General features: G+C 71.3%; 26 protein-coding genes. 11 read left to right on the top strand and 15 right to left on the bottom strand.

All coding sequences use genetic code 11. From position 1 onward, the window contains the following. Positions 1-279: 279 nt before the first annotated feature. On the bottom strand, positions 280-1,491 hold the full coding sequence (locus tag AC1DWH_RS16595; protein ID WP_456846510.1) for an alpha-hydroxy acid oxidase: 1,212 nt from the start codon (positions 1,489-1,491) through the stop codon (positions 280-282). Between the two features lie 606 nt (positions 1,492-2,097). Between AC1DWH_RS16595 and AC1DWH_RS16590 the strand changes: the two genes are divergently transcribed. The 4 genes from AC1DWH_RS16590 (at position 2,098) to AC1DWH_RS16575 (ending at position 6,062) form a co-directional block, all read left to right on the top strand. Then, complete coding sequence (locus tag AC1DWH_RS16590; protein ID WP_477094606.1) at positions 2,098-3,423, top strand: ABC transporter substrate-binding protein; 1,326 nt, start codon at positions 2,098-2,100, stop codon at positions 3,421-3,423. Positions 3,424-3,610: 187 nt separating this feature from the next. Further along, on the top strand, positions 3,611-4,477 hold the full coding sequence (locus AC1DWH_RS16585) for a carbohydrate ABC transporter permease (protein WP_477094612.1): 867 nt from the start codon (positions 3,611-3,613) through the stop codon (positions 4,475-4,477). Further along, the gene (locus AC1DWH_RS16580; protein WP_477094605.1) at positions 4,477-5,388 is read left to right on the top strand and encodes a carbohydrate ABC transporter permease; all 912 of its coding nucleotides are present in this window, start codon (positions 4,477-4,479) and stop codon (positions 5,386-5,388) included. The genes AC1DWH_RS16585 and AC1DWH_RS16580 overlap by 1 nt, the downstream gene beginning before the upstream one ends. 44 nt (positions 5,389-5,432) lie before the next feature. Then, the gene (locus tag AC1DWH_RS16575) at positions 5,433-6,062 is read left to right on the top strand and encodes a hypothetical protein (protein WP_477094604.1); all 630 of its coding nucleotides are present in this window, start codon (positions 5,433-5,435) and stop codon (positions 6,060-6,062) included. Here AC1DWH_RS16575 and AC1DWH_RS16570 read toward each other — a convergent pair. Then, complete coding sequence (locus AC1DWH_RS16570; RefSeq protein WP_477094603.1) at positions 6,052-6,564, bottom strand: PadR family transcriptional regulator; 513 nt, start codon at positions 6,562-6,564, stop codon at positions 6,052-6,054. The genes AC1DWH_RS16575 and AC1DWH_RS16570 overlap by 11 nt on opposite strands. Positions 6,565-6,603: 39 nt before the next feature. Between AC1DWH_RS16570 and AC1DWH_RS16565 the strand changes: the two genes are divergently transcribed. Then, the gene (locus tag AC1DWH_RS16565; protein ID WP_456844126.1) at positions 6,604-6,999 is read left to right on the top strand and encodes a hypothetical protein; all 396 of its coding nucleotides are present in this window, start codon (positions 6,604-6,606) and stop codon (positions 6,997-6,999) included. Positions 7,000-7,006: 7 nt separating this feature from the next. On the opposite strand, the gene AC1DWH_RS16560 is transcribed toward AC1DWH_RS16565, so the two are convergent. Both AC1DWH_RS16560 and arfA read right to left on the bottom strand, forming a co-directional pair. Next, positions 7,007-8,005 (bottom strand): alpha/beta hydrolase, encoded by a 999-nt coding sequence (locus AC1DWH_RS16560; protein ID WP_477094602.1) that lies wholly within the window; start codon positions 8,003-8,005, stop codon positions 7,007-7,009. A gap of 52 nt (positions 8,006-8,057) precedes the next feature. Beyond that, positions 8,058-9,575: an arabinosylfuranosidase ArfA gene (gene arfA / locus AC1DWH_RS16555; protein ID WP_477094601.1), complete on the bottom strand. Its 1,518-nt coding sequence runs from the start codon at positions 9,573-9,575 to the stop codon at positions 8,058-8,060. A 294-nt stretch (positions 9,576-9,869) separates the two neighbouring features. On the opposite strand from arfA, the gene AC1DWH_RS16550 reads away from it, so the two are divergent. From AC1DWH_RS16550 to AC1DWH_RS16535, 4 genes are read left to right on the top strand one after another with little or no spacing between them, the layout of a single operon-like run. Then, on the top strand, positions 9,870-11,309 hold the full coding sequence (locus tag AC1DWH_RS16550; RefSeq protein WP_477094600.1) for a Gfo/Idh/MocA family protein: 1,440 nt from the start codon (positions 9,870-9,872) through the stop codon (positions 11,307-11,309). Then, positions 11,306-12,223, top strand: coding sequence for a DUF6807 domain-containing protein (locus AC1DWH_RS16545; RefSeq protein WP_477094599.1), 918 nt, complete (start codon positions 11,306-11,308; stop codon positions 12,221-12,223). Before AC1DWH_RS16550 ends, AC1DWH_RS16545 begins: the two co-directional genes overlap by 4 nt. A gap of 25 nt (positions 12,224-12,248) precedes the next feature. Next, complete coding sequence (locus AC1DWH_RS16540; protein ID WP_477094598.1) at positions 12,249-12,998, top strand: cupin domain-containing protein; 750 nt, start codon at positions 12,249-12,251, stop codon at positions 12,996-12,998. A gap of 39 nt (positions 12,999-13,037) precedes the next feature. Further along, entirely contained in the window at positions 13,038-13,547 is a 510-nt protein-coding gene (locus AC1DWH_RS16535) for a hypothetical protein (protein WP_477094597.1), read from the top strand. 1 nt (position 13,548) lies between these two features. On the opposite strand, the gene AC1DWH_RS16530 is transcribed toward AC1DWH_RS16535, so the two are convergent. Both AC1DWH_RS16530 and AC1DWH_RS16525 read right to left on the bottom strand, forming a co-directional pair. Further along, positions 13,549-15,189, bottom strand: a complete 1,641-nt coding sequence (locus AC1DWH_RS16530; protein WP_477094611.1) for a bifunctional 3'-5' exonuclease/DNA polymerase — start codon at positions 15,187-15,189, stop codon at positions 13,549-13,551. 51 nt (positions 15,190-15,240) lie between these two features. Further along, a complete protein-coding gene (locus tag AC1DWH_RS16525) occupies positions 15,241-15,906 on the bottom strand; it encodes an NAD(P)-dependent oxidoreductase (RefSeq protein ID WP_477094596.1) in 666 nt (221 codons plus the stop codon). 65 nt (positions 15,907-15,971) lie between these two features. Between AC1DWH_RS16525 and AC1DWH_RS16520 the strand changes: the two genes are divergently transcribed. Next, positions 15,972-16,457 carry a MarR family transcriptional regulator gene (locus tag AC1DWH_RS16520; RefSeq protein ID WP_477094595.1) on the top strand — a complete coding sequence of 162 codons (486 nt, stop codon included), beginning with the start codon at positions 15,972-15,974 and terminating at the stop codon, positions 16,455-16,457. Between the two features lie 43 nt (positions 16,458-16,500). Here the strand turns inward: AC1DWH_RS16520 and AC1DWH_RS16515 are convergent, their stop codons facing one another. The 6 genes from AC1DWH_RS16515 to AC1DWH_RS16490 all read right to left on the bottom strand — a co-directional run bounded on the left by AC1DWH_RS16515 (position 16,501) and on the right by AC1DWH_RS16490 (position 21,237). Then, the gene (locus AC1DWH_RS16515) at positions 16,501-17,352 is read right to left on the bottom strand and encodes a GIY-YIG nuclease family protein (RefSeq protein ID WP_477094594.1); all 852 of its coding nucleotides are present in this window, start codon (positions 17,350-17,352) and stop codon (positions 16,501-16,503) included. A 145-nt stretch (positions 17,353-17,497) separates the two neighbouring features. Further along, on the bottom strand, positions 17,498-18,136 hold the full coding sequence (locus AC1DWH_RS16510) for a hypothetical protein (protein WP_477094593.1): 639 nt from the start codon (positions 18,134-18,136) through the stop codon (positions 17,498-17,500). Between the two features lie 57 nt (positions 18,137-18,193). Continuing rightward, positions 18,194-18,604, bottom strand: coding sequence for a DUF6157 family protein (locus tag AC1DWH_RS16505; RefSeq protein ID WP_477094592.1), 411 nt, complete (start codon positions 18,602-18,604; stop codon positions 18,194-18,196). Positions 18,605-18,634: 30 nt separating this feature from the next. Next, a complete protein-coding gene (locus AC1DWH_RS16500) occupies positions 18,635-19,849 on the bottom strand; it encodes an ABC transporter permease (protein ID WP_477094591.1) in 1,215 nt (404 codons plus the stop codon). Then, complete coding sequence (locus AC1DWH_RS16495) at positions 19,846-20,790, bottom strand: ABC transporter ATP-binding protein (RefSeq protein WP_477094590.1); 945 nt, start codon at positions 20,788-20,790, stop codon at positions 19,846-19,848. The genes AC1DWH_RS16500 and AC1DWH_RS16495 overlap by 4 nt, the downstream gene beginning before the upstream one ends. A 60-nt stretch (positions 20,791-20,850) precedes the next feature. Further along, positions 20,851-21,237, bottom strand: a complete 387-nt coding sequence (locus AC1DWH_RS16490) for a winged helix-turn-helix transcriptional regulator (protein WP_477094589.1) — start codon at positions 21,235-21,237, stop codon at positions 20,851-20,853. 123 nt (positions 21,238-21,360) lie between these two features. On the opposite strand from AC1DWH_RS16490, the gene AC1DWH_RS16485 reads away from it, so the two are divergent. Beyond that, positions 21,361-21,726: a DoxX family protein gene (locus AC1DWH_RS16485; RefSeq protein ID WP_477094588.1), complete on the top strand. Its 366-nt coding sequence runs from the start codon at positions 21,361-21,363 to the stop codon at positions 21,724-21,726. 47 nt (positions 21,727-21,773) lie between these two features. Here the strand turns inward: AC1DWH_RS16485 and AC1DWH_RS16480 are convergent, their stop codons facing one another. From AC1DWH_RS16480 to AC1DWH_RS16470, 3 genes are all read right to left on the bottom strand, one after another. Further along, positions 21,774-23,747 (bottom strand): beta-galactosidase, encoded by a 1,974-nt coding sequence (locus AC1DWH_RS16480; RefSeq protein ID WP_477094587.1) that lies wholly within the window; start codon positions 23,745-23,747, stop codon positions 21,774-21,776. Next, positions 23,744-24,652: a glycoside hydrolase family protein gene (locus AC1DWH_RS16475; protein WP_477094586.1), complete on the bottom strand. Its 909-nt coding sequence runs from the start codon at positions 24,650-24,652 to the stop codon at positions 23,744-23,746. Before AC1DWH_RS16475 ends, AC1DWH_RS16480 begins: the two co-directional genes overlap by 4 nt. Before the next feature lie 158 nt (positions 24,653-24,810). Then, positions 24,811-25,926, bottom strand: coding sequence for a Gfo/Idh/MocA family protein (locus tag AC1DWH_RS16470; protein ID WP_477094585.1), 1,116 nt, complete (start codon positions 25,924-25,926; stop codon positions 24,811-24,813). Positions 25,927-26,251 lie beyond the last annotated feature (325 nt).

Here is a 26,251-nt window from a genome sequence, read left to right as displayed (position 1 = left end):
GAGCAGAAGGGGCCTCTGACCTGCATGTGCGCCGACATCCGGCCCCTGGCCGGCGCAACGTCCGCCCCTGAAATGCACAACGTCCGAGCAAGTCGGGCCCCTGACCCGCAGGTGCTCGGACGTTGTGCAGCGAACGCGACAACGTCCGAGCAAGTGGGGCCTCTGACCCGCAGGTGCTCGGACGTTGTGCAGCGAACGCGACAACGTCCGAGCAAAGTCGGGTTCTGGGCCCTCTTTGCTCGGACGTTGCGGGCGGTGGAGGGGTGCCGGCGCCGGGGGTCAGGGCAGGCGGACGTGGTGCGGGCCGAGCTCCTTGACCGTGGAGACGCCGAGCAGCGCCATGGTCCGGCGGACCTCGCGCTCGAGGATCTCGACGGCCCGGTCGACGCCGCGCTCGCCGCCGGCCATGAGGCCGTACAGGTAGGCGCGGCCGACGAGCGTCGCGTCGGCTCCGAGAGCGAGGGCGGCGACGACGTCGGCGCCGGACATGATGCCGGTGTCGACCCAGACCTGCGTGCGGTCGCCGACCGCCTCGGCGACGTCGGGCAGCAGGCGCAGCGGCACGGGTGCGCGGTCGAGCTGGCGGCCGCCGTGGTTCGACAGGACGAGGGCGTCGGCGCCGGCGTCCGTCACGCGACGGGCGTCCTCGACGGTCTGGATGCCCTTGATGATCAGCGGGCCGTCCCACGACGCACGGATCCACTCGAGGTCCGCGAACGTCATGGTCGGGTCGAAGAGCTTGTCCAGCAGGTCTGCGACCGTGCCCGACCAGGTGGTCAGCGACGCGAAGGTCAGCGTCTCCGTGGTCAGCAGGTTCATCCACCAGGCCGGGTGCGTCGCCGCGTCGAGGACGGTCTTGACCGTGAGGGCCGGGGGGATGGAGAAGCCGTTGCGGGCGTCGCGCAGCCGGGCGCCCGCCACCGGGACGTCGACGGTGAGCATCAGGGCCTCGTAGCCGGCGGCCTTGGCCCGGGCCATGAGGTCCTCGCCCGCGGAGCGGTCCTTCCAGACGTACAGCTGGAACCACTTGCGGGCGTCGGGGCCGGCCTTCGCGACCTCCTCGATGGACGTCGTGCCCATCGTCGACAGCGCGTACGGGATGCCGCGGCGCTGGGCGACCCGGACGACCGCGCGCTCACCCTCGTGGTTCATCATCCGCGTGAAGCCGGTGGGGGCGAACGCGAACGGCAGGGCGCTCGGCGTGCCGATCATGTCGGTGGTGGGGTCGACGTGCGAGACGTCGTGCAGGATCGACGGCTGGAACTCGAGCTGGTGGAACAGCGACCGGGCGCGGCGCAGGCTGATCTCCGCCTCGGCGGCGCCGTCGGTGTAGTCGAAGACCGAGCGTGGCGTCCGCTTGCGGGCCAGGGTGCGCAGGTCCGCGATGGTCAGCGCGTCCGCGAGCCGGCGCTTGGTGCCGTTGAGCTCGATCGGCTTCGGGCGCATCAGCGGCTTGAGCTCGGACCACGAGGGGATCTGACGGTCGGTCACCGGTGACTCCAGGGGGTGTGGCGCATCGTTGGGCTGCACGGGTTTTGAAACGATACAACAGGATGCGGAGCGGCCGACAGCCCGACCGGGAACGGAACGCCGCCGGCGGCGACGAGGCCTCTCCCGACAGCATCCACCCGTGACGTCCGCAGGATCGAGCGTCCGGACGACCGAATCCGCGGACTTGACGAGATGTCCGCCGCCAACGTCCGCCGGATCGATCGTCTGGACACCCGGATGTGCGGACGTCGCGCGCGCCTGTTGCCGACGTCCTCAAGATCGAGCGCCCTTGAGGACCGAGTCCGTGGACGCCCCGGGTGGACGGCTGCAATGTCCGCACGAGCGAGCGCTCCCACGACCGAATCCGCGGACGTTCGCCGCGCCCGGTGTCGACCTCCGCACGATCGCAGGCCCCGACGACCGAATGCGTCGTCGCGCGCTCCGGCCGGCCCTGGAGCGAGGCTGCAGCTGCGCCCGTCGCGTGACATGGTACTGCGGGGACGAGGGCCTTTGTAACGATTCAGCGCGACCCGTTGACAGTCGGGTAAGCGCTCGCCTAACGTCCGGAATGCGCTTTCACACCCCGAGCAAGGAGGCTCAACGACGATGAAGCGAACCCTTTGGAGGACGGCCGCAGTTGCCGCCGTCGCCGCACTCGCCCTGACCGCCTGCTCGTCCGGCGATTCGGGCAGCACCGAGCCGACGGCCAGCTCCACCGGCCCCGACACGTCGCCCGTCACCATCAACTTCACGTGGTGGGGCAACGACGACCGAGCCGCCCGGTACAACCAGGCCCTCGCGCTCTTCAAGGAGAAGTACCCGTACATCACCGTCCAGACCAGCTTCGCCGGGTTCCCGGACTACTGGACGGCACGGTCCACCGAGGCCGCGGGTCGCGCCCTCCCGGACGTCATGCAGTTCGACCTGTCGTACCTGCGTGAGTTCAACCAGAACGGCCAGCTGCTCGACCTGCAGAAGTACGTCGACAACGGCACGATCGACCTGTCGGGCTTCGACAAGACGCTCACCAAGGCGGGCGTCCTCGACGACAAGATGATCGGCATCCCGACGTCGACCAACACGTTCGCCATGTTCCAGAACCCGAACGTCATCGAGCAGACCGGGGCGAAGGTCCCCGACGATGCCGAGTACACCTGGGACGACTACAACGACTTCATCAAGGACGTCTCGAGCGCCGGCGAGAAGACGGCGGACGGCTACGGCCTGTATGGCGCGGTCGACTACACGGGCACCTTCTGGTTCTTCATCCAGTGGCTGCTGCAGGAGGGCAAGACGCCCTTCAACGACGACGGCACGTTCGGGTTCGACGAGAAGGACGTCGTCAAGTTCCTCGACCTGACGGCGGACCTCCGCAAGGACAAGCTGGTCTACCCGGTCGACCGCAACATCGCGCTGCTTCCCAAGGGCGGCTTCACCGTGAACGAGACCGCGTCGGAGATGAGCTGGGACAACTTCCTGGCCGCCTACGTGGCGGACTCGGGCACGCAGAACCTGTCCATGGCGCAGATCCCGTCGGTCAAGCCTGGCGAGAAGCACCTGTTCTTCAAGCCGTCGATGCTCCTGTCGTCGGGTGCCAACACCAAGCACCCGGAGCAGGCCGCGACGCTGATCAACTTCCTGCTCACGGACCCCGAGGTCGGCAAGATCTTCGGCACGTCGAAGGGGGTGCCGGCGGACGCCGACCAGCGCGCCGCGGTCGACACGACCGAGGGCAGCGTCGACGCCCAGGTGATCGCGTACGAGGAGAAGATCGCCGAGCAGGTGACCGAGTCCACGCCGATCCCCGTCAAGGGCTTCGGCACCATCGAGGCCAAGTGGAAGACCCTGGCCGAGGACCTCGGCTACGGCAACATCACGCCGGAGGACTTCGCCTCGCAGTGGTTCGCTGAGGCGGAGATGTCCACCCAGTGATCTCGGCGGTGGGCCGCCCGCACGCCCGGGCGGCCCACCCCCGTCGCGATCCGCACGACGGATCGCAACGAACCGACCGCACAACGAACGGATCACGCTCGTGACCCTCATTGCCGAGGCTCCGACGACGGGCACTTCGACCGCCGCACACGCCGCAGCCAAGAAGCGGCGGAAGCGGTCCGAGACCCTGGCCGGCTACGCCTTCCTGAGCCCCTGGCTGCTCGGGTTCGTCCTGCTCACCGCAGGCCCGATGCTCGCCTCCCTGTACCTGGCGTTCACGAACTACAACCTGTTCGCGCCGCCGCAGTGGATCGGGCTGGAGAACTTCCAGCGACTGTTCCACGACCCGAACTACCTCCAGGCCTGGAAGGTCACCCTGACCTACGTGCTGCTGGGCACGCCGACCAAGCTCATCGCGGCCCTGGCCGTGGCGATGCTGCTGAACAACGCATTCAGCGGCAAGGGCTTCTACCGGTCCTCGTTCTACGCACCCTCGCTCATCGGCGCCTCGGTCTCGATCGCGATCGTGTGGAAGGCGATGTTCATCGACAAGGGCATCGTCGACCAGATCCAGCAGTTCTTCGGCTTCGCGGAAGGCGGCTGGGTGGGTGACCCGGCCCGCACGATGCCGATGCTCATCCTGTTGACGGTCTGGCAGTTCGGCGCGCCGATGGTCATCTTCCTGGCCGGGCTCAAGCAGATCCCCGTCGAGCTGTACGAGGCCGCGTCGGTCGACGGCGCCGGACCCAGCCGCAAGTTCCGTCAGATCACGTTGCCGATGCTGTCGCCGGTGATCTTCTTCAACCTGCTGCTCGAGATGATCCACGCGTTCCAGATCTTCGCCTCCGCCTACATCATCTCCAACGGCACCGGCGGGCCGGCGCGGTCGACGCTCTTCTACACGCTCTACCTCTACTTCCGCGGGTTCCAGGACTTCCAGATGGGGTACGCGTCTGCGATGGCCTGGATCCTCGTGATCGTCGTCGGAGCCCTCGCGGCCGTCTTCTTCAAGACATCGAAGTCCTGGGTCCACTACTCCGGGGAGGGCAAGTGATGAGCGCCGTCACCGCCACCGCAGACAACCTCGTCAGCTCGCAGGACAGCGCGCGGCTGCGCAGGTCGAGCAAGAACCGCAAGCGCGGCCGGGCACTGCTGTTCCACGTGTCCTCGCTGGTGCTCGTCGCGATCGTGCTCTACCCGGCGCTCTGGATGCTCATGTCGTCCTTCAAGCCGAGCAGCGAGATCGTCGGCAACGTCAGCCTGATCCCCACCGACGCGACGCTGGCCAACTTCACCAAGGCCCTCGAGGGCATCGGCGGCGTCTCGTTCTGGAAGTTCTTCACCAACTCGCTGATCCTGGCGGTCGGTGCCGTCGTGGGCATCACGATCTCGTGCTCGGTCAGCGCCTACGCGTTCGCCCGCATCGAGTTCCCCGGCCGCAACGTGTTCTTCGCGCTGATGATCGGCACGCTCCTGCTGCCGTTCCACGTCGTGATCATCCCGCAGTACATCGTGTTCAACCGGCTCGGCCTGGTGGACACGTTCGTGCCGCTGCTGATCGGCAAGTTCCTGGCCGCGGAGGCGTTCTTCGTCTTCCTCATGGTCCAGTTCATGAGGAACCTGCCGCGCGAGCTCGACGAGGCCGCGCGCATCGACGGCGCCGGGCACGTGCGTATCTTCCGCTCGATCATGCTGCCGCTGATGAAGCCGGCGCTGGTGACCAGCTCGATCTTCGCGTTCATCTGGTCCTGGAACGACTTCTTCGGACCGCTGCTGTACCTCAAGCGGCCCGACCTGTACTCGCTCCCGATCGCCCTGCGGCTCTTCGTCGACCAGACCACGACCTCCGACTACGGCGCGCAGATGGCCATGGCCGTCCTCGCCCTCGTCCCGGTCATGATCTTCTTCCTCGTGTTCCAGCGGTACCTCGTCGAGGGCGTCGCCACGCAGGGGCTCAAGGGCTGATGAGCGTTTCCGCGGGGCCCGAGGAACGTGTGAGGCTGGACGGCATGAGCGCGCAGCCTCCCGACGACGACGCCCAGCCCCCGGTCGAGCCGGCACCCGACAAGAAGCCGCTGCTCGGCGGCGGACGGTTCGGGCTGTTCAGCGAGGCGCTGCTGGTCGGGCTCGGCGTCTCCGTCCTGAGCCTGCCGATCGTCACGGCCGTCCCGGCGCTCGCCGCGGGGGTGTCGCACGTCCGCCGGCACCTCGACGGCCGGCCCGACACGGTCGCCGTCCTCTGGCAGGACTTCCGGGCCGCGTGCCGAGGCGTCTGGCTCGTCTCGATCGGCGTCCCGGTCCTGCTGTTCGTCTTCCTGTTCAACCTGCAGCTCGCCGGCTCGGGCGGTCTGCCCGGGGGCACCGGCGTCCGGATCGCGACCCTGTTCCTCGTCGCCGTCCTGCTGGTGGTCACCCTCCGGGCCGCTGCCGGCTGGTCGCCGGGTGCGTCGTGGGGGGCCGTGATGCAGGCCGCCGCGAAGCGGACCGGCGACGACCTCGTCGGCACCCTGCTGCTGGGCGTCGCGCTCGGCCTCTGCGCGGTGATGGTCTGGATGCTCGCGCCGCTCGCGGTCATCGTGCCCGGCCTGCTCTCGCTCGCGGTCGTCGCGGTCGAGCACCGCGCGGCCGTCAGGAGCTGAGCGCGGCGATCGACGACTCGGCCCACTCGGCCTGCGCGCGAGCCGTCGCCTCGCCCGCCGCGATGGTCAGCAGGAAGTAGGGCCGGTCGGGCGTCTGCGCCTCGGCCTCGACCTCGGCGCGGATCGCCGCCAGCGTCGCCAGGGCGGAGAGCGCCTCCGCGTGTGCGTCGCGCAGCAGGTCGATGCAGGCCTCCGGTCCCAGCGTGCTGCCGAAGAACAGGCGCAGCAACAGGCCGTTGCGCGGTGGTGTGCGGTCGATCGGCTCGGCGAGCAGCTCGCGCAGCCGCGTGCGGCCGGCAGGGGTGATCGCGAAGGGTCCGTCGTCCTTGCGCACCAGTCCGTCGGCCTCGAGCCGGGCCAGCGTCGGGTAGATCTGGCCGAAGCTCTCGCTCCAGAAGTGCCCGAGCGTGCTCGTGATCGCCGCTCGCACGGCATAGCCGGACATGGGCTCGACGGACAGCGCGCCGAGGACGGCGAGCTCGGTCTGGGGTCGTCGGGACATGCTGGTGACTATATCTGCCAGATATGCTTGGATCGCCTCATGACGAACGAGAGCACGCGGGCGGGTCGGCTGGCCGCCGGCCTCATGGTGACCACGGCTGCGTTCCAGGCCGCCCTCGCGCTCGGCGCCCCGTGGGGCGATGCGGCCTACGGCGGTGCGACGAGCGGGGTGCTGGCGTCGGAGCAGCGGATCTCCAGCGCGATCGCCGTCCCGGTCTACCTCGCGGTCGCGGCGGTCGCGGCCGGGCGGGTGGGGTCGCCCACGGTCCGGCGGCGCGTGCTCCAGGCGGCGTCGGTAGTCATGGCGGCGGGAGCGGTGCTCAACCTCGCGTCGCCGTCGCTGGTCGAGCGGCTGCTCTGGGTGCCTGTCACCGTCGTCGCGGCGGTGGCCCTGTGGCGGGCGGCGCCCGACCTGCCGACGCCGGCGGTCGCCTGACCGCGGGTCAGGGCAGCCCGGCGACGAACTTCTGCATCGCCTTCAGCGCCAGCTGGCCCTCCTCGGTGCCCACGTGGAACTGGAACTCGTGCCCGATCGGCGGCACGTGGTCGTCGTCGAAGAACAGGGTCTCGTACCGGACCCCCAGGGACTCGAGCCTGGCGACGAGCGAGCGGGAGTGGGGCAGCGCCGAGTCGGCGTTCCCGCAGGAGACGAACGTCGGCGGGAAGTCGGCGGTGAGGTGCTCGACCACGGAGATCCCGGCGAAGCGAGGGTCGTCCAGGAAGGCCGACGAGCCCGTGAACGAGCGCATCACCGAGTCGACGAACCACCGGTCCCGGCCCCGCAGGCCGCGCGCGAGCGACATGTCGAAGACCCCGCAGAACAGGACGGTGCCGAGGATCTGGTCGGCGGTGATGCGCGGGTGGGCGCCGATCGAGGCGGCGTACGCCGGGTCGACCACCATGCCGGTGACCTGGGACGCGATCTGTGCGCCGGCGGAGTCACCCGCCAGGACGAGGCGCTTCGGGTCGATGCCCAGCTCCTCGCCGTGCTCGGTGAGGTACGCGAGCGCGTCGAGCACCTGCAGGGCGGGGGTCGGGTAGGTCGCCCGCGGCGCGATCGAGTAGCCGATGCCCACCACGGTGCTGCCCTCGCCGGCGACGACCCGCAGGTAGTTGGCGATGAGGTCCTTGCTGCCCGACAGCCACGCGCCACCGTGCACCCAGACGATCGTGGGGAGCGTCCCGTCGGCGGCCGTCGACCGGTGCACGTCGAGGCGCGCGTCGCGGTCCCCGTCGCGGTACGGGATGTCGAGCTGGGAGGTGACGTGCGTCGGGACGAACGGAGCGGTCGCCGTGAAGCGGGCCGAGCCGTGCCTGTCGAAGTTGCGTCGCAGCACCGCGGACGCCGGCTTCGGACTGAGACGCGCCGCGACGACGAACCCGACGATGCCCGCGGCGACCAGGCCCAGCAGCCAACCGATCGCGAGCCCGATGCGTCTCATCCGTCGATCGTGCCACCGCTCGGCAAGTCGGAGGGGCCGCCGGGCGCGGCGATCAGTCCCGGGCCAGGGTGCCGGGGAAGGCGGTCCACGACTCGGGGGCGAGAACGAGGACCGTCCGGGCGGTGCCGGCTGGAGGCCCGTCCACCTCGGACACGTGGCGCTCGGCCACGGCCGCGGCGTGCGCGGGACCCTCGACGGCGGGCTCGTGGTCGGCCGTGACCTGCACGCCACGGCCGAGCGTCAGCGCCACCCCCGGGTGCGAGAGCTCGACCTCGACCGGCTCCGCCGAGCGGTTGACCAGGAACACCGCCGCGTCGGAGCCGTCCAGCGTCGCCGCGGCGGTGACCACGGGGACGTCGCCGTGGGCGCTCGTCGGCATCGACGGGCCCGAGACGCGCAGGTCGAGCGCGGTGCCGTGCGCCAGGCGGGCCGTCGTCGCGAAGGGGTGGAACGTCGGCTGCCGCCAGGCCGGGCCGCCGGGCTCGGTCATGATCGGCGCGATGACGTTGACCAGCTGGGCCAGGCAGGCCACCGGCACGCGGTCGGCGTGGTTGAGCAGGGTCACCAGCAGGTCGCCGACGACCACCGCGTCGAGCGCCGAGTAGACGTCCTCGATGATCCGCGGGGCGTCGCGCTGGAGCGGGAGGTTCTTCTCGCCGACGAACCGCGACTGCAGGTACCAGACGTTCCACTCGTCGAACGAGATGGTCACCACCTTGTCGGACCGGCGGCGGGCGGCCACCGCGTCGGCGCTCGCGACCACCCGCCGGATGAACCGGTCCATCGAGGTGCCCGACCCGAGGAACGAGGCGCGGTCGCCGTCGAGCTCCTCGTAGTACGCGTGCATCGAGAGGTGGTCGACGACGTCCCACGTGTGGTCGAGCACCGTCTGCTCCCACGAGCCGAACGTGTCCATCATCATCGACGACGACCCGCACACCACCAGCTCGATCGACGGGTCCACCAGCCGCATGGCCTTGCCGGCCTCGGCCGCGAGCTTGCCGTACTCGTCGGCGTCCTTGTGCCCGATCTGCCAGGGCCCGTCCATCTCGTTGCCGAGGCACCAGAGCTTCACCGCGTACGGCTTCTCCCGGCCGTTCGCGATCCGCAGGTCGGCCCATCGCGACCCGGCCTGGCCGTTGCAGTACTCCACCAGCGCCGCCGCCGCGGCAACCCCGCGGGTACCCAGGTTCACGGCCATCATCGGCTCGATGCCCTCGCGCTCGGCCCACTGCAGGAACTCGTCGGTGCCGACCGTGTTGGGCTCGATGGTCCGCCAGGCCAGGTCGATGAAGGGCTTGCGCTCCTCGACGGGCCCGACCCCGTCCTCCCACACGTAGTTGGAGACGAAGTTGCCGCCGGGGTAGCGGACCATGCTCACGCCGAGCTCGCCGGTCAGGTCCGCGACGTCGCGGCGGAACCCGTGCTCGTCGGCGGTCTCGTGGCCCGGCTCGTAGATGCCCGTGTAGACCGCGCGGCCCAGGTGCTCGACGAACGAGCCGAACACGCGGCGGTCGATCTCCCCGACGCGGAAGTCGGGGTGGAGCAGGACGGTGGCGCGCTGGGGCATCGGGACTCCTGACGGTCGGGCGGCGACGCCCTGGTGTCGGACGGTCGGTCGGTCGTGACGGGTGCTGGTCCGGTCCTCGCGTGAAGACTTTGTCGCGCCGAGCGGAACGAAGTCTGCACGCGAGCGTGCGGGTCGGGCTGACGTGCGGGCGGGGCTGGGCCGGGCAGGTGTCCGACCCGTGATCGGTTGGGCGTGGGGCCTGTCGGGGACGGGCTCCACCGCTTAGGCTACAAGGCGACGGACAACGCTTTCCAAGTCCGCGCAACGAGGCGACGACACACACCGAGGACACCCGTGATCGACCAGAACCCGACCGCTCCCCGTCCCGCATCCAGCAGCAGCACGGCCGCCGGCGTCGGCGTGATCCCCGAGTTCGCCCCCGCGCCGGAGGGTCAGCAGCGGCGGTACGCCGTGGTCGGCACGGGCCACCGGGCGGGCATGTACATCGGCGCGATCACCGGCGAGCACGCCGACGTGGCGTCGCTGGTCGCGCTGCTCGACACGAACCCGGGCCGCATGGCGCACTACGAGGCGGTGGTCTCCGAGGCCCTCGGGCGGCCGGCGGAGCTCCCGACGTACGCGCCCGACGGGCTCGAGAAGATGATCGCGGAGCAGTCGGTCGACGTCGTCGTCGTCACCGCGCCCGACCACGCCCACGCCGAGCTGGTCGCGCGGGCCCTCGCCGCGGGGGCCGACGTCGTCGTCGAGAAGCCGCTGACGATCGACCGGCCGGGCTGCCGGCGCATCACGGGCGCGGTCGCGGAGACAGGTCGGGACGTCGTCATGACGTTCAACTACCGCTACGCGCCGCGGAACTCCTCGCTGCGCCAGGTCATTGCCTCGGGGGAGATCGGCGAGGTGACCAGCGTGCACTTCGAGTGGGCGCTCGACACCGTGCACGGCGCCGACTACTTCCGCCGCTGGCACCGCGACAAGAAGAACTCCGGCGGCCTGCTGGTGCACAAGTCGAGCCACCACTTCGACCTGGTCAACTGGTGGATCGGCGACGTGCCGGCCCGGGTCTACGCCCGCGGCGGCCTGAAGTTCTACGGCGACCGCAACGCGACCGACCGGGGCCTCGGTGCCCGACCGACCCGCGGCACCGGCGTCGTCGGCGACCCCTTCACGCTCGACCTCAACGACGACCCCCGCCTCAAGGCGCTCTACCTGGACGCCGAGCAGCACGACGGCTACCTGCGCGACCAGGACGTCTTCGGCCCGGGCATCACCATCGAGGACAACATGGCGCTGCTGGTCGACTATCGCCGGGGCGCCAACCTGACCTACTCGCTCAACGCCCACAGCCCCTGGGAGGGCTACCGCGTCACGGTCAACGGGACCGCGGGCCGCGCGGAGCTCGAGGTCATCGAGCGCGGCGCGATCGAGCTGGACGAGGACGGCAACGCGATCCTGGACCCGTCGGCCACCCCGACCGCGTCGTCGGACACCCTGCGCCCCGAGGGGGAGCGGCTGCTGGTGCAGAAGCACTGGGAGCGGGCGACCGAGTTCGCGATCCCCGACGGCATCGGCGGGCACGGCGGCGGTGACGCGATCCTGCTGAAGGACGTGTTCCGACGCCATCTGCGGGTCTCCGACGACGAGCTCGGCCGTCCGGCGGGGTACCTCGACGGGCTGCGGGCCGTGGCGGTCGGCATCGCGGGCAACCAGTCGCTGGTCACGGGCCTGCCGGTGACCATCGCGGACCTGGACCTCGGCGCGGACCTCGCCCGATGAGCGGCCTCCGCGCGGTCCACGACGTCGGCCGGGCCGTCGACGTCGAGCTCGGTGGCACCGCCCTCGCGCGCTACGTCTACGTGCCCACCGACGTGCAGCTGGAGAGCCCGCGCCCCTACCTGCACCCGGTCCGGACGCGGGGCGGCGACCTGGTCACCGCGTTCCGGCCCCACGACCACGTCTGGCACAAGGGCATCGCGTGGTCGCTCCCCGTGGTCGGCGACCACAACTTCTGGGGCGGGCCGACCTACGTGCACGGCGAGGGCTACGTGCAGCTCGAGAACGACGGGTCGATGGACCACGTCGACCTGACGGCGCTGACCGTGTCGGCGGACCGCGTCGACCTCGCCCACACGCTCGCGTGGCACACACAGGGCGGCGAGCACGTGATCGACGAGACGCGGACGGTCGGCTTCGTCGTCCCGGCGGGTCGCGACGACGCCTGGGTGCTGACCTTCGCGACGACCATGAGCAACGTGTCGGCCGCCGACCTGACCATCGGCTCGCCGACCACCCGCGGCCGGGAGAACGCCGGCTACGGCGGGCTGTTCTGGCGCGGCCCTCGGTCGTTCACCGGCGGCACCCTGCTGGCCCCGGACTTCGCCGGCGGCGAGGAGATCCGCGGGACGCGCGGTCCGTGGATGGGGTTCGTCGGCCGGCACGACGAGAGCGGGGGCACCTCGACGGTCGTCATGGTCGACGGCACCGACAACCCGTCGCACCCGCCGCAGTGGTTCGCTCGCACCGAGCTGTTCGGCTGCCTCAACCCCGCGCCCTTCTTCTCGACCGAGGTGCCGTTCGGACCCGGCGACACCCTGACGTTCCGGTACGCGGTCGTCATCGCCGACGGCGCGTCGGACCCCTCGTCGGCGGCGGAGCTGGCCACGCTCGGCGCCCAGGTGCTGGCTGCGTGAGCGCCGGCGGCGGGATGCTGGGGGCATGAGCGGACTCCCCGGCGGTGTGTCGATCAGCCATCTGCGGGTCTACGACTGGCTCGCGCCCGACGGGGTCGGCCGGGCCGGCAGCGGGTCACCGCACCTGCACGTCGTCTCGTCGGAGGCCTACGTCGTCCTCGGCGGTTCCGGGTCGGTGCGCACGCTGAGCGTGGCGGGCGCCGAGGTCCATCCGCTGCGGCCGGGATCGGTCGTCTCGTTCGGCCCCGGCGTGGTGCACCGCGCCGTGAACGACGGCGACCTCGAGGTGCTCGTCCTCATGTCGAACGCGGGCCTGCCCGAGGCCGGAGACGCGGTGCTCACGTTCCCCGCCGCGGTGCTGGCCGACCCGGCCGCGTACCGCGAGGCCGCCACGCTCCCGGACGGCGCCTCCGACGACGAGCTCGCGGCCGCCGCCCGTCGCCGCCGCGACCTCGCGCTCGAGGGGTACGCCGAGCTGCGCGCCGCCGTCGACCGGGTCGGGGCCGCCGAGGCCATGAAGCCGTTGCACGAGGCTGCCGCCCGGATCGTCCGGCCGCTGGTGCCGCACTGGCAGGACGTGTGGACGCGGAACGTCTACGCGGGAGACGGACGTCACCGCGAAGGCGCTCGAGGGGCTCGTCCGCGGTGTCGCGCCGTTCCTGGCCCGGGGGACTGCGACCGCCGTCGAGCCGGCCCCGGCGCCGCGGCGGTACGGCATGTGCGGGCGCCTGCAGACCTGGCCGGTGGGCCCGTGACGCGGCGCGCGCCCGCGTAGGAGACGATGGGTGCAGTGCCGGTCGACGACGGAGGTTCGATGGTTTCCGACAGCTCGCTCACCTTCGTCGGCCGATTCCTGCGCAGCAAGGGCCCGGCCGAGCTGCTGTACGGGGCGCTCGTCTCGGCCGTCGTGCTCGCGACGACCAGCGCCAGCTTCGAGAGCGGCGACACCGTCCTCATCGCGACGGCGCTGGTCTCGGTGACGTACTGGTTGGCGCACGTCTACGCGGACGCGGTCGGTGGCCGGTTCGACGACATCGAGCACTCGTCCACGCACCGCTTGCGCCACGCGCTGCGGAACAACACCGGCGTCCTGCTGGGCAGCCTCCCCGTGCTGGTGGTGTTCTTCGTCGGGCGGCTGCTCGGCATGACGGTCGCGAACGCCGCCTTCCTCTCCCTGTGGTTCACCGTCGCGATGCTGGCGGCCGTGGCGGCCCTCGCGGCTCACCGGGCCGGGGTGCGGGGCGGCAAGCTCGTCGCGGAGACCGCCATGGCGGGCGCGTTCGGCCTGCTCGTCATCGCGCTCAAGCTGATCCTCAGCCACTGATCTACTTCGCCTGGTCGTAGGTGTCCACGACGGCGACGTCGAGCGCGAACTCCACGGGGGTGTCCCCGAACAGCAGCCGCCCGGCCTCGATCGCCGACGACCGCACGGCGGCCGCGACCTCGTCGGCGACTGCCGCGGGCGAGTGGACCATGACCTCGTCGTGCAGGAAGAACACCAGGTGCGGCCGGCCCTCCAGCTCCAGGAGCCGGCGCCGCAGGGACGCCATCCAGCACAGGGCCCACTCGGCGGCCGTCCCCTGCACGATGAAATTGCGTGTGAACCGGCCCCAGTCGCGGCCGCGCCGACGGGCGGCGCGGACGTCGTCGGCACCGGCGCCCTCCGCCGAGGCGGCGGCGAGCTCCGACTGCCAGTCCGCGTTCGGGCGCGGGGAGGTGCGGCCGAGCCAGGTGGCGACGACGTCGCCGCGCTCGCCGGCCCGGGCGCCGGCCTCGACCAGGGCGACGGCGCGCGGATAGGCACGGGTCAGGCGGGGCATGAGGACGGCCGACGGGCCCGTGGTCGCGCCGTAGATGGCGCCGAGCATCGCGTACTTGGCCTCGGACCGGGTCTCGACGATGCCCGCGTCGACGACGCCCTGGTAGAGGTCCGCCTGGCGACCGGCCGCGGCCATGGCGCCGTCGCCGGACATCGCGGCGAGGACCCGGGGTTCCAGCTGCGCTGCGTCGGCGACGACCAGCTTCCAGCCGGGATCGGCTCGGACCGCCGAGCGGATGCTGGCGGGCAGCTGCAGGGCCCCGCCGCCGCTGGTGGCCCACCGGCCGGTCACCACCCCGCCGGGCACGTAGTCGGGGCGGAAGCGGCCGTCGTGCACCCACGCGTCCATCCACGCCCAGCCGTTGGCGCTGAGCAGGCGCGACAGCTTCTTGTACGAGAGCAGAGGATCGCGCACCGGGTGCTCCAGCTCCTTGATCTCCCACGTGCGCGTGGACTCGACGTCGCACCCGGCCGACCGCAGGCCGCGCAGCAGGTCGGGTTGCGAGTCGAGGTTGAGCGACGGCTGCCCGAGCGCCGCGCGGACCTCGTCGGCGAGCGCCTCGAGCTTGGCGGGCCGCCCGCTGCGCGGACGCGGACCCAGCAGGTCGGTCAGCAGCGCGTCGTGAGCCTCGACGCTCCAGGGCATGCCGTCGTGCTGCATCTCCGCCGCGATGAGCGCGCCCGTCGACTCGGCGGCGAGGAGAAGGCGCAGGCGGCCGGGCTCGTCGGCGCCGGCCACCGCCGCGAGCTGGCGTCGCAGCTCGTCCAGGGCGTCGTCGGGGGCCTCCGCGCGCGGCTCGTCGAACAGGCTGACCTCGACGGGCGCCGACGTGCGCGGTCCGTCCCACGGGCCGGGGTCGGCCTGCGCAAGCGCGGACGACTGCGAGTAGATGCTCCGCCGCAGGATCGCGTGGCAGAGCCGCAGGTCGTGGCACCGCTCGACCCGCACGCCGGCGGCCAGCAGGGGCGGATAGCGGCGGGACGTGTCGTCCCACACCCACCGCGGCCGGTCCGCCTCGCGCTCCCGGACCGCCGCCGCCAGGTCCCCGACCGCGACGTCCGACGACGCCTCGTGCGACCCGTCGTCGGACAGCGACTGCAGCACGACGACTCCGGGGCGCGAGGGGTCGTCGACGAGCAGCAGCAAGGACACGGCTCATTGTCGCCGCCGGGTCCGACACGGCCCGTCGCGTGTCCGCTAGCTCGCGGCGCCCACCACGTGCCCGACCGTCTCGGGCTGGTCGAGCACCCGGAGCATCAGGTGGGCGACGTCCGCGCGCGAGACGGACCAGCCGCCGCGGATGTTCCGGTCGAGCGCGGTCCGGTACTCGCCGGTGAGGGGCTTGTCGGTCAGCTTCGGCGGGCGCGCGATGGTCCAGTCGAGCCCGCTGGCGCGGACCACGTCCTCCATCGCGGCGAGGTCCGCGTAGTGGGCCTTGAACAGCACCTTCGGGATGCGGCTGACCAGGTGGCGCATGAAGAACCCGTCGCCGTCGTCGTGCTTCGGCGGGCGCGGGATCTCCGGGGAGGGCACGGTCCCGATGGGCGCCGCGCTGACCACGACGAGCCGCGTCGAGCCCGTCGCCCGCATGGCGTCGACGATCGCGCGGGTCCCGCGGGTCGCGATGCCCTCGTCGGACCTCGTCCGCGCGCCGAGCCCCGACAGGACCGCGTCGGCGCCGGCGACGGCGCTCTGCAGGGCCGCCGTGTCCTTCGCCAGGTCCACGGTGACCACGCGCGCCGTCGTGCTCGGCAGCCGGCTCGGGTCGCGGACCACCGCGGTGACGTCGTGCCCAGCGGCGGTGGCCTGCTCGAGGATCTGACGTCCGATGCCGCCGGTCGCGGCGATGATCGTGAGCTTCATGGATGTGCTCCAGGTGCGGGTGTACGGTCTCATCAGAGATCGAGAAGATATGAGGACCGTAACATATGCCTTCCGAAGTGTCTGCCGACGACCGCCGGCGCAAGCGTCGGCTCACCGTGACCGTGCGCGAGTCCATGCGCGACCTGAGCATCCAGCTGGACCTGCTCAACCACCAGGTCAGCCAGCGCCTCGACATGCGCGACGTCGACCTCGACTGCCTCGACCTCATCGGCCGCCACGGACCCCTCGGCGCCTCGGCCCTCGCCCGCCTGGCCGGCCTGCACCCCGCGACCATGACGGGGGTGCTCGACCGGCTGGAGAAGGGCGGCTGGATCGTCCGCGAGCGCTCCCCCGAGGACCGGCGCGCCATCGTCGTGCGCGCCGCGAAGGAGCGGGGAGCGGAGATCTACGAGCTGTACTCCGGGATGAACGGGTCGATGGAGCAGCTGCTCGACGGCTACTCGGAGCCCGAGCTCGCCGTGATCGCGGACTTCCTGACCCGGGCCCGCGAGGCGGGATCGGTCGCGGCGGGGGAGCTTGCTCGGGACTGAGGGTGAGACCAGCGTCGTGTTGCCGTGCGTCGACTCGACGCAACTACTCGTCTTCCGTCGCCTCGTAGTCGTTCACTACGTCGATGGCGAGGTTCAATGCGCGGGCAACCTCATCAAGGAAGCGAGTGCTCGTCACGAACCACTCTCGACCTGCCGTCCGAGCGACGCTCCTGGAATGGGCAGCAGCCTCAAGTAAGCGGTGGAACGTCGCTTCAAGATTAACCGTCGAAGCTTCTTGACTCGCTCGGTAAACCCTGAGCAGGATCGGCTCCTCCGGTAACGCCGTTGTGCGCGTCTGATTGCGGAAGCGCATGATCACGTCGCTGTCGCTCCGACCGACTTTCATTAGCGTGTGACCCGACGAAGCGTCCATCGGGTAATGCAGGTAATGCGGGAGGGCGTAGACGTAGATCCCGCGGTCGTTGCGGGACTCGACCGCCTGAGTCTTTCTCTCGGCAATCTCAATCTCCGCGGAGCGAGCCTCGGGGTCGTCCGCGCGGCGCTCCAACTCCACGAGGTTCGCGTCGAGGTAGACCCGCATCGCAGTCGAAAGCGTTCGATCTCGGAGTAGCTTTCGGAATTTGCGAGCGATTCCCAGCGCAACTGTGGGTGCTGACGGCAAGTCACCGTTCAGGAGAGCATCGGCCATGCGCGTGTAATTCCAGACAAAGTTCGAAGTGCTCACGTCGAGACGACGAGCAATCTCCTCGGGCGTGAAGCCTTCGCCGTTCAGACGGTAGACCTGCCCAAGCCGGGTTTCGTCTGAATGGAGGTACGCGCGCATCTCCTCCTGAACTTCTGGACCCGGCCTGACGGGCCCCCTGGCGATCACAGTCGGCTCCGGCAATGAAGCCTCGTCCGGCACGTCCGGCAAGTGCGCTTCCATGGTGGCCATGCTTCCACGTTCACAACTCGAGTAGGTGCTTCGGACCGCCTCACCGCGGGTTCGCGCGCAGTGGGCTGCCGCCGAAGAGTTTCCGTCCCCATGACAAGGTGTGTAGACAACTTGTCGGCTTGCCGGCGCGGGTCGCCCCGCTCGGTCAGACGTCCCCGCCCGGCTCGTTCGCGAGCTGCGTCAGGTACGCGTCGACGTCGTCGCCGGTGAGCGTCCCGATCCGGTCCTCGGCCGTCTCCAGCCCCCGGTTGCTCGCGGCCTCGATCTCGACGCAGTACGGGATGTCGTCGTAGCAGAGCGCGAGGAACGGGGCGTCGAAGTTCTTGGTCGCGGGCGTGCTGCCGGAGAACGTGGGCCCGAGGGCGTCGCCGGTCGGCCAGCGCTCGGGGTAGTACTCGGTGAAGCCGTTGTAGTCGGCGATGTCCCGCCAGATCGCGGGTCCGTCGTCGATCGTGGAGAACCGGGCGATGAACACGTCGACCTTGAGGTCGGGCCAGGTGCAGTACCAGGACTCCTTGGCCTCGGGGAAGTAGTCGTCGCCGCGCATCCGGTCGCAGTCCGAGGCGACGACCTGGTTCGGGTCGAATGCCCACATCGCGCCGGTCTGGCCCTCGAGCGGGAGGCACGGGTCGGTCGCGATGCCGTTCCAGCAGGAGGCCTGCGGGGCCGACGGCCGGGGGAGGGCCAGGACGATCGTCACCGTGCTCGCCGCGAGGAACAGGGTGCCGACGACCGCCATCACGATGATCCACGCGGTGCGCGGGGGTGCGGGCTCGGTCGTCACAGGGCTATATCGGCTCGGGACCCGACCGCCTCAAGCCCCGCCGCCGTGACGCGGCACTCACCGCCGCGAGCTCCGCATCGCCGCGGTCACCGTGACGGGTGACCCGTCGGGGGCGACGCCGCCGGCCAGGGCGGCGTACTCCGCGGACCCGACCGCGTACACGGCCAGGCGCCCGTCGGCGTCGGCGTGGATGCCCCAGCCGTACCGCTTGCCGAGGTCGCTGGACCGCAGGCAGGCGTGGGACGTGGAGTAGAACGCTGCCCACTCGTCGGCCGAGAGCTCGTCGACGTCGTGGCGCTGCGCCCAGACGCGGAAGATGACGTCGGACGACCGCAGCGCGTACGGCGACGAGGCGATCAGCGCGAAGGTGGACGCGGCGATGGTGGGGCCGACGGGCTCCACGCCCGCCACCGCGGACGTGTCCGGCGCGACCACGATGAAGGTCGAGGTGTAGTCGACGCGTTCCATCCCGCCGACGCTAGCGGGAGCCACCGACAGTCAGGCCTTCACGAGCGCGTCCTTGAGCTTGACCCGGCCGCCGCTGCGCAGGATCGCGTTGGAGTAGATCCGGCCGGCCAACCACACCAGCACCGGGATCAGGGCGAGCGACAGGCCGAGCGCGAGCGCGACCTCCCACGGCTCCACCTCGCCCAGCGCGATCCGCATCGGCATGAGCAGGGGCGCGCAGAACGGGATGTACGACAGCCAGACCACCAGCGGGTTCGTCGGGTCCCACGGCGCGATGCTCACGCCGATGATGTACGGGATCATCATCAGCGTCATGACCGGCGCGGTCACCGACCCCACGTCCTCCTGGCGCGACACCAGCGCCGCGAGGGCGCCCAGCGCCAGCGCGTACATCGTGAAGCCGATGACGAACCAGATCACCACCCAGAGCGCGGTCACGCCGAGGTTGATCGAGCTGGTGTCGGCGAGCCCCAGGGCGACGGCCGTGCCGGCACCGGCGCCGACGACGAGCACCACCTGCGACAGGCCGATGACCCCGATGCCGAGCACCTTGCCGGCCATGAGCTGCCACGGCCGGACCGTCGCCAGCAGGAGCTCGACCACGCGGCTCGACTTCTCCTCGACCACGCCCTGCGCCACCAGCTGCCCGGCGGTCATCAGCGAGATGAACAGCAGGATGCCGGCGACGAACCCGGCGGCGATCTGCGCGCCGTCCCGGGCCGGCTCGGGCTCCAGCGCCGTGACGGCCGGCGACGCCTGAGCGATCTCGCGGCCGACCTCGCCCGGGTCGCCGCCCAGCGAGGTGACCGCCGACGCCAGCGCCTCCTGCTGTGCCAGCGACGCGAACACCGGGGCCAGCGAGTCGGAGAGCTTGCTGTGCACCACCACGGTCAGCGGGTCCGTCGACGTGATCAGCGCGTCGATGGTCCCGTCCTTGAGCAGCGCCTCGCCGCTCGCCTGGTCGGCGACCTCCTGCGTCTCGATCGTCGCGCCCGTGACCTTGCCCGTGGCGACGACCTGGTCGGCGACGTCCGCGGCCTCCGACGTCACGCCGACGTGCTGCGTGTTGTCCTGCTTGCCGACGAAGCTGAGCAGAACCCCGCCCAGCACCACGGCCGCGACCAGCGCGATCGTGGTCCAGACGAACGCCTTGGACCGGATGCGGGTGCTGATCTCGCGGCCCGCGATGAGCCGCACGGCCGCGCCGGACGACAGCTCGACGACGGTCGGTCGGGCGGCGTTCATGCGGACACCGCCTCCGTCTCGACGGTCTCGGCCGCGTCGGCGTCGGTCGCCACCACGTGCCGGTACAGCTCGGTCAGCGACGGCCGCAGCAGGCTGAACTCGCGCACCGCGCCGGCGTCCAGCGCCGCCCTAAGGATCTGCTGGTCGGCGTCGTCGGCAGCGTGGCCCTGCACCTCGACCACTGCCCGCGGCCCGTCCGTCGAGACCAGGCGGGCCGACGGGACCGCGGGCACCCACGACGCGGCCGGTGGTCCGTCGACGACCCAGCGCCGGTGATCGGTCCGACGCAGCTCCTCGATCCCGCCGAACGCCACCATCGACCCGCTCTTGATGATGCCGACCCGGTCGCACAGGGACTCGACCAGCTCGAGCTGGTGCGAGGAGAACAGCACAGGCACGCCGGCCGCCGCCTGGTCCCGCAGCACGCCGCTCATCACGTCGACCGCGACGGGGTCGAGGCCGGAGAACGGCTCGTCCAGCACCAGGATGTCGGGGAAGTGGATCAGCGCCGCAGCCAGCTGCACGCGCTGCTGGTTGCCCAGCGACAGCTTGAGGATCTCGTCGCCGCGGCGCTCCGCGATGCCCAGCACCTCGGTCCAGTGCTCCATCGCCGCCTTGGCCGACGCCGTGTCCAGCCCGTGCAGCCGCGCGAGGTAGACCAGCTGGTCGCTGACCTTCATCCGCGGGTAGAGGCCGCGCTCCTCGGGCATGTACCCGATGCGCTGCCGCACGGCCAGGTCCACCGGCTCGCCGTCCCAGCGCACCTCGCCGGAGTCGGCCTCCAGCACGCCGAGCACGATCCGCATGGTCGTCGACTTGCCCGCCCCGTTCGAGCCGACGAAGCCGACGATCTCGCCCGCGCGCACCTCCATCGAGAGGTCGCGCAGCGCGCGGATGTCGCCGTAGGTCTTGTTGAGGGACTCCATCGTCAGTGCGCCCATGCGGTCGATCCAAACATGCCCGACCCGCCCGGATCGACCCCTTAGCGACGTTCCCGGCGGTCAGACCTGTGCGGCGTCGTACGTCGCGCGGTGGCCGTCGATCTCGTCCGCGTGCTCCTGGCTCCAGGCCACCAGCTCCAGGACCGGGCACAGCAGCGTGTGGCCGAGGTCGGTGAGCTCGTACTCGACCTTCGGCGGCACCACGGGGTAGACCTCGCGGCGCACCAGGCCGTCGCGCTCGAGGTGGCGGAGCGTGAGGGTGAGCATGCGCTGCGAGATGCCGTCGATGGCGCGCAGCAGCGCGGTGAACCGCTGGGGGCCGGCCTGCAGCGTGCCGAGGATGAGCAGGCTCCACTTGTCGCCGATGCGGTCCAGCAGGCTCCGGATCTGCGAGTTCACGGCGTCGCCGGAGCAGGCGACGTCCGGCAGGAGCTCGGGCTGTGACATCGACGACACCTCCACAGGCACATTCGTGTGCCTTCTTGTCTTCCGTCTCCACTGTTCCGCACGATGTGGTCAGGCACAAGAGGTAACCGACCTGCAGTGCAGTAACCGTGAGAGAGAACACGCATGAACCTCGCCCTCTGGATCGCCTCCGGGCTGCTCGCCGCCGCCTACCTCGGCGCCGGCCTGATGAAGTCGACGCAGCCGAAGGAGAAGCTCCAGGCAAACATGGCCTGGGTCGAGGACTACTCGGCAGGGACCGTGCGGCTGATCGGCATCGTGGAGTTCCTGGGCGCGCTCGGGCTGATCCTCCCGCAGGCCACGGGCATCGCCTCGATCCTCACGCCCATCGCGGCGACCGGCCTGGTGATCGTGCAGGCGTTGGCGATCCGCGCGCACCTGCGCCGCGGCGAGAAGCAGGTGCTGCCGGCCAACATCGCACTGCTCCTGCTCGCGCTGTTCGTCGCGATCGGTCGCTTCGCGGGCTTCTGATCGCGACGACGCCCGCCGGCTCATCGACCCGGCGGGCGTCGGGGCGGTCAGCCCTCGCGCACCACCGCGACCGCGCCCGGCGGCACGACGAGCGTCCCGCCGGCCACCGGCTCGTCGCGCAGCAGCTCGTGCCCGGCCGCCCCGACCTTGACCTCGTCGTCGGTGTGGTTGAGGACGAACAGCCAGGACCGCCCGTCGTCGGCGTGGCGGCGCACGACCTCGACCCCGTCGGGGGCGTCGCCGGGGGTCAGGCCTGCCTCCGCGATCAGCGCGTCCGTCACGCTCTGCAGCCCGTCGGCGTCGAGCCGTGTCGCCAGGTACCAGGCGGCTCCCGCGCCGACCGACCGACGCGTGAGGGCCGGCCAGCCCGCCAGGTCGCCGTCGGCGAACGTCCGGACCACGGAGGCGTCCGGCCCGACGTGGATCTGCTCGGACCAGACGTCCGCCGACGAGCCGTCGTCGAGCGTGAGCACCTCGCCGTCCTGCAGCGCCCAGAACTCCTCGGACCGGACGCCCAGCAGCTCCCGGAACGCGCCCGGGTAGCCACCGAGGCGGATGCGGTCGTGCTCGTCGGCGATCCCGGAGAAGTACGTGACCAGCACGGACGCGCCGTCGGCGGCGGCCTGCGCGATGTTCGCCGCGTCGTCGTCGGTGACCAGGTAGAGCGCCGGGACGACGACCAGCTCGTAGCGCGACAGGTCCGCCGACGGCCGCACGATGTCGACGGTGATGTTCCGCCGCCACAGCGCCCGGTAGTGCGCGAGGACCCGGTCGGGGTAGGTGACCGCGGCCGACGGGTGGCTGTCCAGCTCGGTGCCCCACCAGGCCGGGTAGTCGAAGACGATGGCGGCCTGCGCGCGGACCTTGCTCGAGGCCACCTCACCCAGGGCCTTCAACGACGCCCCCAGCGCCACCGTGTTCCGCCACACCGCGGTGTCCGTCCCCGCGTGCGGCAGCATCGCCGAGTGGAACTTCTCCGCCCCGGCGGCGGACTGCCGCCACTGGAAGAACATCACGGCGTCGGCACCACGGGCGACGTGCGCCAGCGAGTGCCGGACCATCTCGCCGGGCCGCTTGGTGCGGTTGCGCGGCTGCCAGTTCACCGCGCTGGTCGAGTGCTCCATCAGCATCCACGGCTCGCCGCCGGCCACCCCGCGCGTCAGGTCCGCGCTGAACGCGAGCTCGATGTGCGCCTCGGGGTCGTGGGCGCGCGTGTAGTGGTCGTTCGCGATCACGTCGAGGTCGTCGGCCCAGGAGAAGTAGTCCATCCACTTGGTGCCGGTGCTGAGCATGAGGTTGGTCGTCGCCGGGATGTGCGGGGTGACCTCCCGCAGGACGTCCCGCAGCGCGCGGTAGTGGACCAGCAGCTCGTCCGAGCTGTAGCGCGCGAAGTCCAGCTGCTGCGTCGGGTTCGGGTACGTCGGGGCGCTGCGCGGGGGCAGCACCTCCTCGAAGTCGTCGTACCGCTGCGACCAGAACGCGGTGCCCCAGGCGGCGTTGAGGGCGTCGACCGTGCCGTACCGGTCCTCCAACCAGCGCCGGAAGGCCGCCGCCGAGTCGTCGGAGTAGTCGTGCGGCACGTGGCAGCCGAGCTCGTTGTCGACGTGCCAGAGGGCGAGTGCCGGGTGCGTGCCGTAGCGCTCCGCCATGGTCCGCGTCATCCGGAGCGCGTACTCACGGAACAGCGGCGCCGACACCCGGTAGGCCTGCCGACCGCCGGGGTGCAGCACCGTGCCGTCGGCCAGGACGGGAAGCAGCTCGGGGTGCTTGCGCGTCAGCCACGGAGGCGGGCTGGCCGTCGCCGTGGCCAGCGTGACCTTGATCCCTGCGGCGGCGAGCCGGTCGAGGACGTCGTCCAGCCAGCCGAAGTCGTACTCGCCCTCCCGGGGCTCCAGCTGCGCCCAGCTGAAGATCCCGACGCTCACCAGGGTCACGCCGGCCTGCTGCATCAGCTCGACGTCCTCGATGCGGGTGGCCAGGGGCCACTGCTCGGGGTTGTAGTCGCCGCCGTACTCGATCATCGGGTCCTCGTCGCTCGTCGTAGGTCCAGCTCAACAGGTTCGTCGGGGTCGCACACGAGGTGGCCGTCGACCACGCGCGCCACCGCGACGCGCACCACCGCAGGTCGGGTCGCACGCTCCTCGCCGGCAGCCGTCTCGCCGAAGGGTGACACGGCGTGCGTGAAGTAGAAGATCCAGGCCTCGTCCCGGGTCGCGACGACGTCCGCGTGGTGGCCCGGCGCCTGCGTGAGGATCCGCCCGTCCCGCGTCCACCGGTCCAGGTCGTCCGACCGGTACACCGCCTGCCCGCGCCACTCGTCGACGATCAGCCAGTGCCAGCCGCCGAGCGTGAACACGTTCGGCCCCTCGTGCGCGCGACCCTCGATCACCGGCCGCGACGGACCCCACGACTCCAGGTCCGGCGAGTCCGCGCACCACGTGGTCGACCCCGCGGCCTCGTCCTTGAACCACATCCGGTAGCCGCTCCCGGTGGGCGCCACGCAGGCGTCGATGACGTAGTCCGAGCTCAGCGGCACGATGCCGCGGTACTCCCAGTGCTCCAGGTCGTCGGACACGTGGTGCAGGACGTGCCGCTCGTGGCCGGGCCACCGGTCCGGCACGCCCGTGATGTAGCTGACGAACATGTGGAACCGGCCCTCCGCGAACACCACCTCCGGCGCCCAGAGCGTGTTCTGTCCCGGGTGCGGGTCGAGGTTCTCGACGATCCCGCGGTGCGTCCACGTCAGGCCGCCGTCGTTGCTGGTCGCCCGGACGATGTCGGTCCCGTGCACCCAGCTGACCCCGGGGCGGTCGTCGTCGACCCGCCGCTGCGTCGCGAACAGCCACCAGACGCCGTCGGGCCCCTCGACCAGCGTGGGGTCCGTGGGCGCGCCGAGGGGGTCGGTGAACAGGGGGTCCGGCGCCACGCCGACTTCCGGGACGTCCGCGCTCGTGCGGGTTGGGCCCCCATCAAGTGCGGACGTTGCGAACTTGCCGACAGCTGCGTCCGCACTCGTGCGGGTCGGAACCCCATCGAGTGCGGACGTCCCGTCGGAGGTGAGGGCTGCGGACGTCGTCGGGACGGTCATGACGGGCGGAGGTCTTCGATGCCGTGCAGGAAGCCGTGGCGCAGCTCGCTGCCCGGGGCGAGGTCGGACTTCGTGACCGGCCGACCCAGCGATGCCGACGCGTAGATCGCGGTGACCAGCTCGAGCGAGCGGTGCGGGTCCGACGCCACCGGCGGCAACGGCTCGCCGGCCCGCAGCGCCGCGTAGACCGCGCGGAGCAGCGGGGTGTGGCCGCTGGGCTCGTCGTCCACGGGCAGGGTCCACGACGACGGCGCCGCGGCCGGGTCGCCGCCCGTGACCGACGGTGCCGGCGTGAGCCGCCAGGAGCGGGCGTCGTGACCGTAGAGGTGCTCGACCTCGACCGTCCCGAGCGTGGTGTCCACCCGCACGTAGCTGGTCTGTCGCGGGGCGAGCGCCGTGGTCAGCACCGACACGATGGCGTTGTTGGCGAACCGGATCACCGCCGTCGACGTGTCCTCGGTCTCCAGGTCCCGGTCGAGACGGAAGGCGCGGGCGTCGACCTCGGCCCACTCGCCGAGCAGGAAGCCGAGCAGGTCGAGCTGGTGGATGCCGAGCCCGAGCAGGGGTCCGCCGCCCTCCGTCGCCCACTTCCCGCGCCACGGGACCGCGTAGTAGTCCTCCTGCTTGCGGTACCAGAGCGTGTGGCAGACCCCGACGAGCGGCCGGCCCAGCGTCCCGTCCGCGAGCAGCCGCTGCACGTGGCCGACGGCAGTCCCGGTCCGCTGCTGGAACACCACCGCGTACTCACGGCCGACCTCGCGAGCGACCTCGAGCACCGCATCCAGGTCGGCGAGGGACAGCACCGGCGGCTTCTCGCAGACCACGTGCGCGCCGGCCCGCAGCGCGGTGATCGCCTGGTCCTTGTGCAGGCCGGGCGGGGTGCAGAGATGCACCACGTCGACCGTCTCGTGCTCCAGCAGCTGCTCGAGGCTGTCGTACCTCCCGGGCACGCCGAACTGGTCCGCGAACGCGTCCCGCACGGCCGGGCTCGGGTCCGCGACGGCGACGACCTCCGCGCCCGGGTCCGCCCCGAGGACCCCGGCGTGGGCGTGGGCGATGGCCCCGGTCCCGACGAGGGCGACCCTCAGCCGGCCCTCCGACAACTCCGTCACGTCCGCTCCCTTGCGTCTGCGTGCTGTGCTCGTCGGCAACGGTAAGCGCTTGCCTGCCGATCCGTCCACGCCGGACGCCGATGCCGACGAGTCGCGGCGCGTCGAACTCGGTGCTCCGAGCCGAACGCGGTGGCGACAACCACCGGTCTCGACGACAACCACCGGGCTCGAGGCCCTCGACGGCGACCCGTCTCGATCGGGCGGCGCGACGAGATCGTGAGTTTGCGACGAGAGCGTGAGTTGCAACTGCCGATCTCGTCGCAAACTCACGAATTCGCGCGTCCGGCGCGGCGCCGTCCGCCCCCCGGGCGGACGGCGGGAGCCT

This window comes from Cellulomonas sp. P2_F12 (assembly GCF_056403775.1).
The sequence above is the reverse complement of the archived record's forward strand: the minus strand, read 5'-3'. Positions and strand labels throughout refer to the sequence as shown.